8 protein-coding genes and 1 other RNA gene are annotated in these 13,603 nt (G+C 60.5%); 2 read left to right on the top strand and 7 right to left on the bottom strand.

Annotated elements, in window-relative coordinates; all coding sequences use genetic code 11:
- Nucleotides 1–93: 93 nt before the first annotated feature.
- A complete protein-coding gene (locus AC54XV_RS09380; RefSeq protein ID WP_024643164.1) occupies nucleotides 94–1,779 on the top strand; it encodes an acid phosphatase in 1,686 nt (561 codons plus the stop codon).
- Nucleotides 1,780–1,784: 5 nt separating this feature from the next.
- On the opposite strand, the gene AC54XV_RS09375 is transcribed toward AC54XV_RS09380, so the two are convergent.
- Together AC54XV_RS09375 and ffs are read right to left on the bottom strand one after the other, a co-directional pair.
- Nucleotides 1,785–2,909: a mechanosensitive ion channel family protein gene (locus tag AC54XV_RS09375; protein WP_003405859.1), complete on the bottom strand. Its 1,125-nt coding sequence runs from the start codon at nucleotides 2,907–2,909 to the stop codon at nucleotides 1,785–1,787.
- A gap of 334 nt (nucleotides 2,910–3,243) precedes the next feature.
- Nucleotides 3,244–3,340, bottom strand: an RNA gene (ffs, locus tag AC54XV_RS09370) — signal recognition particle sRNA small type.
- Nucleotides 3,341–3,566: 226 nt separating this feature from the next.
- Between ffs and AC54XV_RS09365 the strand changes: the two genes are divergently transcribed.
- Nucleotides 3,567–4,055: a GNAT family N-acetyltransferase gene (locus tag AC54XV_RS09365; RefSeq protein WP_496718435.1), complete on the top strand. Its 489-nt coding sequence runs from the start codon at nucleotides 3,567–3,569 to the stop codon at nucleotides 4,053–4,055.
- Between the two features lie 56 nt (nucleotides 4,056–4,111).
- Here AC54XV_RS09365 and AC54XV_RS09360 read toward each other — a convergent pair whose 3' ends face one another.
- From AC54XV_RS09360 to AC54XV_RS09340, 5 genes are all read right to left on the bottom strand, one after another.
- Nucleotides 4,112–5,278: a zinc-binding metallopeptidase family protein gene (locus tag AC54XV_RS09360; RefSeq protein ID WP_011267262.1), complete on the bottom strand. Its 1,167-nt coding sequence runs from the start codon at nucleotides 5,276–5,278 to the stop codon at nucleotides 4,112–4,114.
- 297 nt (nucleotides 5,279–5,575) lie between these two features.
- On the bottom strand, nucleotides 5,576–7,939 hold the full coding sequence (gene ligA / locus AC54XV_RS09355) for an NAD-dependent DNA ligase LigA (RefSeq protein WP_152091955.1): 2,364 nt from the start codon (nucleotides 7,937–7,939) through the stop codon (nucleotides 5,576–5,578).
- 129 nt (nucleotides 7,940–8,068) lie between these two features.
- The gene (gene zipA / locus AC54XV_RS09350) at nucleotides 8,069–8,932 is read right to left on the bottom strand and encodes a cell division protein ZipA (RefSeq protein WP_003405868.1); all 864 of its coding nucleotides are present in this window, start codon (nucleotides 8,930–8,932) and stop codon (nucleotides 8,069–8,071) included.
- Nucleotides 8,933–9,182: 250 nt separating this feature from the next.
- Nucleotides 9,183–12,671, bottom strand: coding sequence for a chromosome segregation protein SMC (gene smc, locus AC54XV_RS09345; protein ID WP_496718432.1), 3,489 nt, complete (start codon nucleotides 12,669–12,671; stop codon nucleotides 9,183–9,185).
- A 4-nt stretch (nucleotides 12,672–12,675) separates the two neighbouring features.
- Complete coding sequence (locus tag AC54XV_RS09340) at nucleotides 12,676–13,335, bottom strand: GntR family transcriptional regulator (protein ID WP_011267259.1); 660 nt, start codon at nucleotides 13,333–13,335, stop codon at nucleotides 12,676–12,678.
- Nucleotides 13,336–13,603 lie beyond the last annotated feature (268 nt).

Raw genomic sequence — 13,603 nt, 5'->3', positions numbered from 1 at the left:
TCCTTGATCTGCGCTGTCGCAATAGCGTCATATTCCATGGTTACGCTCGCGTGAAATCTTTGGTAACACATTAACCAGCGCGAGTATTTGGCGATGAGCGACAGACCAGACGACGAAGAGACCAACGAAAACCCCAGCCGCCGTCGTTTTCTGGGCGGGATGGCTGCCCTGGGTGCAGGTGTCACCCTTAGCAGTTACGTTTCTGCCCACGAGAAGCCGCCTGGCGACAACGAACGGCATCATCACCTTGCCGGACCCGCGCTGGATCGCGCCTTGCGCGAAAATGTGAAAACCATTGTGGTGATCTACGCCGAGAACCGCAGCTTCAATAACCTGTTCGGCGATTTCCCCGGTGTCGAAAAGCCGCTCTCCTCGCTCAGGCCTTCCGATTACGAGCAGCGCGACCGCGACGGCACGCGCTTGTCCAAACTGCCCCCGGCCTGGGGCGGCGTGCTGCAGGTCGGACCGCAAACCGTCGATGGCGTGACCTATCCGGTGGGCGAGCAATTTCAGCAAGACCTGCCCAACGCGCCGTTCCCGCTCAAGGGACCAAACGGTGAAGACCTGCCGCTGAGCCTGGTGACCCGCGACCTGTGGCACGTCTTTTACCAGAACCAGATGCAGATCAACGACGGCAAGAACGACCGCTTCGTGGCCTGGGCCGATGCAGGCGGCCTGACCATGGGCAACTACGCACAGACTCAGTACTCGCTGCGCCTGTGGGATGTGGCCGAGGAGTTCGTACTTTGTGACAACTTCTTTCAGGGTGCTTTCGGCGGCTCGTTCCTCAACCACCAGTACCTGATTTCAGCCACGGCGCCTGTTTACCCGAACGCCGCCGAATCGCCGGCCAAGTCACAAATCGCCACCCTGCAGAGTTTCAACCCGCAGGACCCGCGCCTCAAACCACTCGACAAGTCGCCGGCCAGCGCCATGGACGGGCCGCCGCAGTTCGGCCCCAGCGCCATCACGCCGGACAACTACGCCGTCAACACCATGGCCCCGCCGTACTGGCCAACCTGGCTGCGTGACCCGCAGAACCCTGATTACTCGAAACCGGATCTGCCCAACGTGCTGGTTCCGCAAAGCCACGAGCACATCGGTGACAAACTGTCGAAAAGGAATGTCGACTGGGCCTGGTATGCCGGTGCCTGGCAAGTGACGCTGGATGAATTCAAGGACTCCACCGGGATCCCGAAAATCCCCAACTTTCAATACCATCACCAGCCGTTCAACTACTTCAAGCAGCAAGGTCCGCAGCACCCTGAAGAGCGCAAGAAGCGCCTGCGTGACGGCGGGCTGGGTGACGAGTCGAGCACCAATCGCTTCCTCGCCGATGCCGAAGCGGGCAAGTTGCCTGCCGTTACCTTCTACAAACCCCAGGGCAACCTGAACATGCACGCCGGTTACGCCGACGTGGCTGCGGGTGACCGGCACATCGACCGGGTGATCAAGGTGCTGCGCAAGAGCCCGCAGTGGGACAACATGGTGATCGTCGTCACCGTCGACGAGAACGGCGGCTGGTGGGACCACGTTGCACCGCCAAAAGGCGACCGCTTTGGTCCTGGCACGCGCATTCCCGCCCTGGTCATCTCCCCTTTCGCCCGCAAGGGCAAGGTCGACCACACGGTTTACGACACGGCCTCGATCCTGCGCCTGATCACCCGCGTGCATGGCCTGGAAAAGCTCGACGGCCTGAAACGCCGCGACGAGGCCATGATCGCGCGTGGCCAGACGCCGATGGGCGACCTGACCAACGCGCTACAGTTTCCGGCCTGATTCGATCAGGTCGTCGCGTCGGCTGCTTCAAGCGCAGTCGGACGAGCGGTTTTAACCGGTGGCAGGGACGCCACGTACACCGTGCGGGACGGGAACGCGAAACGCACATCCAGTTCGGCAAAGGCTTCCATGATGTCCAGATTGATCGCCTGCTGCACATCCATATAGACGTTGTAGCTGGGGTCGAGCACGATGAAAACGGTCTCGAACTCCAGCGATGTCTCGCCAAAACCCCGAAAATGCGAACGGTCGAAACGTGCCAGTTTCTGCGCGTTGATGATCGCTTCGACTTTCTTCGGCACTTCCCTGATCTGATCGACCGAGCAGTCATAGGTCAGCCTGAACTCGAAGACAATGCGTCGTTCCTGCAAACGTTTGTAGTTCTGAATGGTGTTGTTGATCATGTCGGCGTTGGCCATCACGATCTGCTCGCCACCCAGGCTGCGGATCCGCGTGGTCTTGAGGCCCACGTGTTCGACCGTGCCGGACAGCGCACCGACGACGATGAAGTCGCCGACCTCGAAAGGCTTGTCCACCGCAATCGACAGCGAGGCAAACACGTCGCCCAGAATGTTCTGCACCGCCAGCGCGACCGCAATGCCGCCGACCCCGAGGCTGGCGACAAACGCGGTGATATTGACCCCGACGTTGGACAGCATCGCCATGACCACCGTGGCCCACAGCAACACCTTCGCGCCCCACAGACTCAACGTGGCCAGCGCGCTGCCCTGAAAGGTGCCGCCGGCGTTGTGACGCACGAAGTAGCGCTGCAACGCCAGCGCGATCGCCCGGTTCGCCCACAACCCGACCTGCAATGCGGCGACCACGAACCATAGGCTGCTGACCCGCCCGAGCCAGCGTTCCGGCAGATCGAGCATGCCGATGCCGATCAGGATCGAAGCCAGCAGCAATAACGTATTACTGGTGCCCGACAGCACCTGAACCACGATGTATCGCATATGCGTGCTGGGCGCCTGGGCACGCGAACGCATCTTTCTGAGCACAAAACCGATCACGCCCCTGACCAGAATAAAACTCAGGGTCGAGGCAAAAATAGCCAGTATCCAGTTAGCGAGCGATATGCCCAGAAATTGCGAGTCTGTGAAAAATCTGATGATGTCCTGTTCCATCCGGCCCCCGGCTCCACTGCTGCGAGACGCCTGACCGAAAAGCCTGTGACACCCGCAGCGACTTGAATTGCCCCTTGCCGTAAAACGGTTTCAAGCGACGCGTAAGGGGTTAGGTGGCACATGGCGCGGAGGGTTCAGACGAATTCGGATCGCATTACCGGCCGCTCTACATCAGGATGGCCACACGCGTTGCAAAAGGTATCCATGCGCGGACACAAAAGCAGGAATAGCTAATGCGCGTTCGGCATATGGCGAGGGTTCAGAGGTACTGGGAGAAAGGGGAATTGCAGTGCAACTGCGTCGAGGAACGACTGAAGATTCGTTAAGGTGGTGCCCCCACCAGCCACACCCCGGCACACAATGTTCCCGCTGTGGCTGCTTCCTTCCGGATCTGACCAGGTTCACGGGTAATCGTTGCGGGGGGACCGATGGGGTCACCATAACGACACTCACCAGTTGGTGAGCCGCGCCATTGTACCGGTCTTGCGCGAGTTTACAACCGTTGCTGCGGATAAAAATTTCGAGGGGGCTCAAGCACTTGTGTGCCGGGGCTGAAAGGCAAATGCGTACCGGTCATCAGCGTTACAAATCCTCGAAACGACCCCGTTCGATCCTGTACCCTGCCCGCCTCAACAATAATCAGCCAGCAGGTTGCTCATGCAGACTCGATTGGTCGACTACCACGACCTCACAGCCTCTCAACGCCAGCAGCTCGGATACCTTGAGGTTACGCAGGAACAGATACAGTTTTCCGGCGACATATACACCGCGCTCAATACGCTTCTGGTCAGACCCAGTCCGAATATTTGCGGCTTCGCGCTGCTCGGTGACGAGAAGCCGGTGGGGTTTTTCCTGCTCAAGCGCGATGATTGTCTGCCGCATTGGGCTCAGGAGGATCTGACGGCGACACTGCATGCGTTGCAGATCGATCACCTTGAACAGGGCAAGGGGCTGGGCAAGGCGTGCCTGCAAGCGCTGCCTGCGGCGTTGCGCCTGAAATGGCCGGACATCACTCAATTGATGCTGTCGGTGGATGCGGACAACTCGGCCGCCATCGGGCTTTATACAGGCCAGGGCTGGACCGATACCGGTGAGGCGTATCGCGGGCGCATCGGCTTCGAGCGCAGACTTACCCTGACGCTTTGAACCGTTTTTGAACAAACGCCTGACACGCCGCCGAAGCGTGTCAGGCACGACCCGCGTTACTGGGCCTGTAGAACCTCATCAGCCTTGCCACCGGCATCCTGAATCACCAGATGGATGAAGTGCAGCTTGGCGATGACTGCTGGAGGCAGCACGAACGGATAGAAATCCGGCTGCCCCATGCTGCGTGACAGCTCGTTGAGCATGCTCGCCAGCTCGATCCAGGCATTGACGAACGACAGGAACGCCGGGCCGCCCGGATGCTGAGGGTCGTAGAGCACTTCCAGCGGAAACGGCTGGTAATCGAGCTCCATGTCGCGAGCGCTCATGCCAAACCCCAGCGCGGTGTCGACCGCATCCATCATGTGCAGGTAATGCGCCCAGGTTTCGGCCCAGTCTTCCCACGGATGCATGGTCGCGTAGGCACTGACGAAGCTTTCCTGCCAGTTGTCCGGCGCGCCGTTCTTGTAGTGGTGATCGAGCGCGTCGGCATAGCTGGCGCGCTCGTCGCCGAACAGGTTGCGATAGCTGTCCTGCCAGTGGGTATTGGCGATGAGCCGATCCCAGTAGTAATGACCGACTTCATGACGGAAATGGCCGAGCAAGGTGCGATAGGGTTCGTGCATCTGTACACGCATCGCTTCGCGGTGTGCGTCGTCGGCTTCTTCGATGTTCAGGGTGATCAGACCGTTGGCATGGCCTGTGGTTGGCAGGTTGCCTTCCAGATCGACACCGACAAAATCGAAGGCCAGGCCGGTTTCTTCGTCGACAGTCTTGGGGATGACCTGCAGGCCCAGGGAAATCAGCTGTGCGACCAGACGCCGTTTGGCGGTCTCGACCTTGCGCCAGCGCTCGCCGTTTTCAACCACGGACAGGTCGGGAATGGTGTGATTGAGGCTGCACGCGACACAGAATTCGCCGGCATTGTGCTCTGGAAAAAGCCAGTTACAGGCTGCCGGAGTGCCGAGGTTGGCGCAACGCCGATACAGCCCGGCACCCGGCTCATCGCTCAAGCGCCAGGTAGTGGGCTCAGGCCCTGCTTCGAGCGTAGCGACGCGTCCCTGCTCAGGCAGGTAGCCCAGCGCTGCCGAACAGGCCAGGCATTGGGTATTGGGGAAAAACACCGACTGGCCACAGGTGCACTGCCAGACCTTGCTGTTACGTTTGGATTCGCCGACAAATGGGGCGGTGATGCGTGAACTCAGTTGCTCGAAAAAGCGATACATGGCGATCTCCCGTTGACCTTGCATGGACTAGATCATGCCGACGCTTCAGGGGTTCAAAAATATTATCGAGCGGCATGGATGATGAGGCTGACGGCGTGTTCATGGACCAAAACGGTGCGTCGCACGGTAGTCGGGATTATCGTTCCTCACGCTCCAGCGTAGGAATGCAGTGCGTGACGCTCCGCGTCACAGATCTACGCCGCACCCTCACACTCAAGATCGGACGCAGAGCGTCCAGAACTGCATGCGACGCGGAGCGTCGCACGATCATCAGGGCATACGCAGCGTCGGCCTTCCTCAATCAACCGCCACGCCCAGCTCGATCAGGCGTTTGAGCAGTGCATCTTCGTCCAGCACGGTGAGGCCCAGTTCGTTGGCCTTGGTCAGTTTCGAGCCGGCACCCGGCCCCGCCACCACGGTGTGGGTCTTGGCCGAGACCGAGCCGGACACCTTGGCACCGAGGCTTTCGAGTTTTTCCTTGGCGACATCGCGGCTCATGCGCTCCAGCGAGCCGGTCAGCACCCAGGTCTGCCCGGCCAGCGGCAAGCCTTCGACGGTTTTTTTCTCGCTGCGCCAGTGCATGCCGAAGTCCTTGAGCTGGGCTTCGATGGCGCGGGCGCGCTCTGCGTTTGCGCTGTCGTCGAAGAAGTCACGGACCGACTTGGCCTGTTTCTCCGGCAGTGCCTGACGCATGTCCAGCCAGTCGGCGCTGATGATGGCCTCCAGCGTACCGAACCGGTCCGCCAGTTTCTGCGCAGCACCCGGCCCTACCGACGGAATGTGCAGTTTGTCTATCAGCCCTTCCAGCGTGGTGCTGGCAGCGAACTCGGCGCCCAGCTCGCCCTGGTCCTGCAATTGCAGACCGCATTCACCGAGCAGCGCATCGATAACGCTACGGTTGTGCTCGTCCTCAAAGAAGCTGTGAATCTCGTAAGCGACTTCCAGGCCGACATCCGGCAGGTAGGTCAATACTTCCGGCAAGGCCTGTTTGACACGCTCCAGCGACGCCAGCGAACGCGCCAGGACCTTGGCCGTCTCTTCACCCACATCGGGAATGCCCAGCGCATAAATGAAGCGCGCCAGGGTCGGCTGTCGGCTGTCGGCGATGGCCTTGAGCAGCTTGTTGCTGGAGATTTCCGCGAAGCCTTCCAGGTCGATGATCTGTTCGTATTTCAGCTTGTACAGATCGGCAGGCGAGCCGATGAGTTTCTCATCGACCAGTTGCTCGATGGTCTTGTCACCCAGCCCTTCGATGTCCATGGCGCGACGCGACACGTAATGGATGATCGCCTGCTTGAGTTGCGCACCGCAGGCCAGACGCCCGACACAGCGATACACCGCGCCCTCGGTGACAGTCTCCTTGCCTTTGCTGCGCTTGATCAGTTGCGTGCGCTCGACATGCGAGCCGCACACCGGGCAGGTCTGCGGAACCTGCACTGCCCTGGCATTCTCGGGGCGGCGCTCGGCAACCACCTGCACCACCTGCGGAATCACGTCACCGGCACGCCGGATGATCACCGTGTCGCCGATCATCAGCCCCAGCCGCGCCACTTCGTCCATGTTGTGCAGCGTGGCATTGGCGACCATGACGCCTGCCACCTTGACCGGCTTGAGGCGTGCGACCGGCGTGACGGCGCCGGTACGACCCACCTGGAACTCGACATCCAGCAGTTCGGTGAGCTCTTCCATGGCGGGGAATTTGTGGGCAATCGCCCAGCGCGGCTCACGGGCGCGGAAGCCAAGTTCGCGCTGCGCTGCCAGGTTGTTGACCTTGAACACTACACCGTCGATCTCGTAAGTCAGCGTCAGGCGCCGCTCACCGATATCGCGGTAATAGGCCAGGCACTCCTCGACGCCATTCGCCATTTTCAGCTCGCGACTGACCGGCATGCCCCATTTTTTCAGCGCTTCAAGCACGCCGATGTGAGTGTCGGCGATTTCCGCCGACGTCTGGCCCAGACCATAGCAGCAGAACTCCAGCGGCCGGTTGGCCGTGATCTTGGAATCCAGTTGACGCAGGCTGCCTGCGGCTGCGTTGCGCGGGTTGGCGAAGGTCTTGCCGCCGATTTCCAGCTGACTGGCGTTAAGCCGCTCGAAACCGGCCTTGGACATGAACACTTCACCGCGCACTTCCAGCACGTCCGGCCAGCCCTTGCCCTGCAGCTTGAGCGGGATGTTACGCACTGTGCGCACGTTGACGCTGATGTCTTCGCCGGTGGTTCCGTCGCCGCGTGTCGCGCCCCGCACCAGCGCACCGTCGCGATACAGCAGGCTGACGGCCAGACCGTCCAGCTTGGGCTCGCAGCTGTACTGCACCTTGCCGCCTTCGCCAAACAGGTCCCCGGCCGGCAGATCCAGCCCCTCGGTGACCCGCCGATCGAATTCGAGCATGTCGTTTTCTTCGAACGCGTTGCCCAGGCTGAGCATCGGCATTTCGTGACGCACCTGGGTGAACGCCGACAAGGCCGCGCTTCCGACCCGCTGCGTCGGCGAATCAGGGGTGACCAGATGGGGGTTTTCCGCCTCCAGGGCCTTGAGCTCGTGAAACAGGCGGTCGTACTCGACATCCGGAATGCTCGGTTCATCCAGAACGTGGTAGCGGTAGTTGTGCTGATCCAGCTCTGCACGCAGTTCCAGGATTCGGGTTTCGACGGCCTTCATACGGTGTTCTCTCAAAAAGCAAAAAAGCAGCCGAGGCTGCTCAATCTGTTGGCTCTGTTCTGTTCAGGTCAGGCCCCGACAGGGCGTGCCGCAGCACGCTCATGATCGGGGACCCGCCCAAGGGCTTGCTTAACCGCGACGCTGGGTCAACGCACGACGCTCGAACTCGACGATGCGCTGGCGATAATGCTCGATGGTCTGCGCGGTCATGACGCTGCGCTGATCATCCTTCAGTTCGCCATCCAGCTCGTGAGCCAGCTTGCGAGCCGCGGCAACCATCACGTCGAAGGCCTGCTTGGGATGACGAGGGCCTGGCAAGCCGAGGAAGAAGCTGACCGCACGGGTACTGAAATGGTCGATATCGTCCAGGTCGAACACGCCGGGCTTGACCGCATTGGCCATCGAGAACAGCACTTCGCCGTTGCCAGCCATGCTCTCGTGACGGTGGAAAATATCCATCTCGCCAAAACGCAGGCCGCTTTCCAGAATGTTCTGCAACAGTGCCGGGCCCTTGAAACCGCCTTCGCTGCGCGAGATCACGCTGATGACCAGCACTTCCTCCACCGGAGGCAGATCCTTGTCTTCAGTGATGCGCTGGGTCGGCTTGTCATCCGGGAAATCGTCGTCGCGGCCCGTGAACAGGCTTGGGCCGTCGAGATCCAGGTTCAGGTCGCCCTGCTGTGGCTCGTCCTTGCGCTTCTTGTCACTGCGTTTGTCGCTGTTGCTACGCTTGCCTTCACGCGGGCTGGCGCTCATGGACGGCAGATCGTGCTCGTCGAGCTGCGGCTCCTTGTGCGTATCCAGCACACGGGGCGGCCCCAGCACTTCGGCAGACGTGGTTTCTTCTTCATCCGGAAGGTTGGAGAAGCTCCGATCCAGTCTGAATTTCAATTTACCCTTGCTGCCGCGCATACGGCGCCAGCCATCAAAGAGAATACCGGCGATGACTATTATGCCGATGACGATCAGCCACTCGCGCAGACCGATTTCCATGTAATCCAGTGCCTCTAATGAAGAAATCTGAAAATAAGGGCCTAAACCCCTTTAATACGTGGTGCCAAGTCTATGTTCTGACTGGCAATTCGCCCACGCGAAAATAAAAAGTGGTCACTAAACTAGCACGACCAAAGGTAACTTTACACCGTCTGTTACGTCTCTTCGCCGCCCAAATTGCCATCTCATGTACCAGCGTCTCATTTTCAGGCCTCCGGGCGGCCATTTGCCCGCAGAACGAGGCGTCGAATCAGGCATCCACCAGCGCCATCGCCTGCTCCACATCCACCGCTACCAGCCGCGAACAACCGGGCTCATGCATCGTAACCCCCATCAGTTGATCGGCCATTTCCATGGCGATCTTGTTGTGGGTGATGTAGATGAACTGCACCGTTTGTGACATTTCTTTCACCAACCGTGCATAGCGCCCCACGTTGGCGTCATCCAGCGGCGCATCCACCTCGTCAAGCATGCAAAACGGCGCAGGATTGAGTTTGAAAATGGCAAAAACCAGCGCCAGCGCGGTCAGGGCTTTTTCACCACCCGAGAGCAAATGGATGGTGCTGTTCTTCTTGCCAGGGGGACGCGCCATGATTGTCACCCCAGTATCGAGTAAATCTTCGCCTGTCAGTTCCAAATAAGCGGAGCCACCACCGAAAACTTTTGGGAAAAGTGCCTGAATTCCGCTGTTTATCTGATCGAAGGTATCCTTGAAGCGGTTTCGCGTCTCCTTGTCGATCTTGCGGATGACGTTTTCCAGGGTGTCCAGCGCTTCGACCAGATCGGCATCCTGCGCATCCAGATAGCGCTTGCGCTCGGACTGCTGCTGGTACTCGTCGATGGCCGCGAGGTTGATTGCGCCCAGGCGCTGAATACGCCCGGCGATGCTTTCCAGTTGCTGCTCGGCAGCCTGTTCGCTGGCTTCCGGCGTCAGCGTGGCGAGCACGCCATGCAGGTCGTAGCCGTCCTCATGCAACTGGTCCTGCAAGGCTTTGCGACGCACCGTCAGCGCCTGCCACTCCAGACGCTGCTGTTCCAGCTGGCCACGCAGCAGTTGCGATTGCTGCTCGGCCTGGGTGCGACGTTTTTCTGCCTCACGCAATTCGCGATCAGCGTCTTCGAGTGCGTTCTTGGCGATGCGCATTTCGTCATCGACCACCATGCGCCGCTCCAGCAGCTCTTCAAGCTTGAGGCGCAGCTCTTCGAGCGGTGCCTCGCCCTCCTCCAGATTCAGGCTCAGTTGCTCACGCTTCTCGGTAAGCCTTTCGGACTGCATGCGCAGGCGCTCCAGCGCCTGACGGGTCGAATCGTATTGCGCCTTGATCGAGCCCAGACGCACCGCCAGTTGATGACTGTGATCCTTGTGTTGCCGCGCGTCCTGACGTATCCGGTCCAGACGCTCACGCAGCGCATCACGCTGGGCCTGCAGCACTTCGCGCTGCTCGGTATCCTGCGCCATGCTGTCCAGTGCGTCCTGCAATTGCAGGCGCGATTCGCCAAGGTGTTCGTGCTCGACCGCGCGCTGCTCGCCCAGCTCGGCCAGTTCTTCATCAAGGCGGGTGCGGCGCAGGGTCAACTGCTCGACTTTTACCCGGACCGCCGACAGCTGCGCTTTCAGTTCGCTTTGCTGACGGGTTTCGTCCTGCACGCGACGGCGCAACTGCTCACGAGCGTCTTCCTGCTGCGACTGCTGCTCGCGCAAGACCAGTAATTGCTCTTCCAAAGTGGCCAGCGTCGCTTCGCGCTCATCGCGTTCCAGACCCAGCCGCTGCAATTCCTGACCGCGCGCCAGCACACCGCTCTGCGCTTCGCTGGCGCGGCGGACACGTAAAAAGTGCCGCCCCACCCAGTAGCCGTCACGGCTGATCAGGCTTTGCCCGGCACTGAGTTGTGCGCGTCGCGCCAGCGCCTCATCCAGGTTCTCGACCGGAATCACCTGGCCCAGCCAGGCCGACAGGTCGACCGTGCTGTCGACCTTTTCCAGCAAGCTGCCCGGCGCGCGAATCGTGTCGGCACCCGCGCTGAGCAAACGCAGATCGCCCTGTTCGAAATTGGCCAGATCGAGCCCGTCGAAGTCATCGACCAGCACGGCCTGCAAATCGGCACCCAGCACAGTTTCCACGGCCAGTTCCCAGCCGGCTTCGACGCTCAGCCCCTCGGCCAGACGCGGTCGCTCGGCCAGTTGCTGATCACGCAGCCATTCGGCGGTGCCAGTGTCCGGGTCAAGTGCCGCCTGTTGCAACGCTTCGAGGGACGCCAGCCGGCCGTTGAGACGTTGCAGTTCGCCCTGCGCCTGCTGTTGCGCCTGACTGGCGTGCTGCAACGCCTCGCGCAATTGCTCAAGACGCTCGACCGCCTGCTCTTCGCCCATGTGCAGCTCTTCAAGGGTCATGTCGCGGGTGGCGAGGTCTTCGCTCAATTGCAGAATGGCCGCATCTTCCGGGTCCGCGGCCAGCAGTTGACGCTCTTCGGCCAGACGCCGCTGGCGCTCGGCCAGGCGTTCGATGCTCTGTTCCAGTTGCTGAATGCGTGACTGCTGGACCTGGGCCTGACGCTGCGGCTCGGCGGATTGCTGATTGAAGACGTCCCACTTCTCCTGCCAGCCCTGCATGGCCGCTTCGGCGTCTTCCAGGGCGATGGCCGACTCCTCGGCGGCGGCGCTGGTCATTTCCTGCTCGGGCTCGAGCATCTCCAGCTCTTCGCCTAGGGTGGCAAGCAACGTGGTGTCGTGCCCAAGGTGCGATTCGGTTTCCTGGCGGGCACGTTCGGCTTCACGCAGGTCATCCTGCAATTGGCGCAGCCGCTGCTGACCGTGCTGAATGCTCTGCTCGACACGGGCGATATCGCCGCCGACCGAATAAAAGCGGCCCTGCACCAGGTTGAAGCGTTCGGACAGGTCATGGTGGCCGTCGCGCAGCCTTTCGATACTGGCATCGGCGCTGCGCTGATCGGCCACCAGCGCCTCGAAACCGACCTCCTGATTGCTGATCACCGCCTCGCGCTGACCCACCAGATCATTCAGCGCCTGCCAGCGCAGGGCCGACAATTGCGCTTTCAGCTGGCGTTCTTCGGCCTTGTATTCCTGATATTTCTCGGCCGCCTGAGCCTGCCGGTGCAGACGCTCCAGCTGACGCTCGAGTTCTTCACGCAGGTCGGTCAGGCGCGCCAGATTCTCATGGGTACGACGAATGCGGTTTTCGGTTTCCCGACGCCGCTCCTTGTACTTGGAAATCCCTGCGGCTTCTTCGATGAAGTTGCGCAGGTCTTCGGGCTTGGCTTCGATCAGCTTGGAGATCATGCCCTGTTCGATGATCGAATAACTGCGTGGCCCCAGGCCGGTGCCGAGGAAGATGTCGGTGATGTCGCGACGGCGGCATTTGGTGCCGTTGAGGTAGTAGCTGTTCTGGCTGTCGCGGGTCACTTTGCGGCGAATGGAGATTTCCGCATACGCCGCGTACTCGCCCACCAGCGTGCCGTCGGAGTTATCGAAGACCAGCTCGATGCTGGCCTGGCTCACCGGCTTGCGGCTGGTGGAGCCGTTGAAGATGACGTCGGTCATCGACTCGCCGCGCAGGTTCTTGGCCGAGCTTTCGCCCATGACCCAGCGCACGGCGTCGATAATGTTGGATTTGCCACAGCCATTGGGGCCGACGACAGCCGCCATGTTGCTGGGGAAGTTCACCGTGGTGGGGTCGACGAAAGATTTGAACCCCGCCAGCTTGATGCACTTCAGGCGCACGGCGTCAGCCCGCTGCCAGGGCGGCCAGCACCAGCTGGCAGCTGCGCTGACAGTAGCTGACCAGCACGACACGAATCTTCGGCATATCCCGCGCCACCACTGCGCCAAGCAGATCGCCGAACAACGCCAGGTAGTCACCCATGTCAGCCTTGCGTTGCTCGAGCGCGATGAAATAGCTGCGGCTCATGGAGGGCTGCAGGTTCTCGACGGTTTCTTCGAGGTACGGGTTGCTGGCGAACGGGTAAGCCGCGCGCATGACATTGAAGCTCTCTTCGACGAATGCATTGACGTCCTGCTGCTCGAAACTGGCCTGCAGACGCTGTTGTATCTGCAGAAACGGCGCAAGATCCTCTTCGGTCTTCCAGCGCTCGACCACCGCATTGGCCAGCAGAATGTACAGCTCGCTCATCAGGCTGCACAGGCTAATGACATTGTGCGCATTGAGCACCGTGACCTGTGCGCCACGACGCGGCAGGATCACTACCAGGTGGCGGCGCTCCAGAATCAGTAATGCTTCGCGCACGGAGCCACGGCTGACGTTCAACGCCTGCGTGACTTTCTGTTCCTGGATACGCTCTCCAGGCTTGAGCTCACCGCGAATGATCCGCTCGGCAAGATGATGAGCAATTTGCTCAGCGAGGCTGTCCGGGGCCTTGAACGTCATGACTATCCTTCAGAAAAAACCAGTTCCGCATGCAAGTCGCGGAGTGTATCTCAACCGGCACGGGTGGCGCAGGGCCATAAACGCGGAAACTGGCACGAAATACGCAAAACCTTGAATCACAGCCGACAGGCGATTCAAGAACCAGAGGCTCTTTGATCGGCAGATTGCCGAAAAACTCAATTTCCTGACTCGGAAGTCAGAAACAAATTGACCCAATAAACAGAGCTGATAGATTCATCGACATGTCTGATGACAATAAACGTGAGGG

The sequence above is a fragment of the Pseudomonas fragariae (ex Marin et al. 2024) genome, assembly GCF_059621105.1.
The sequence above is the reverse complement of the archived record's forward strand: the minus strand, read 5'-3'. Positions and strand labels throughout refer to the sequence as shown.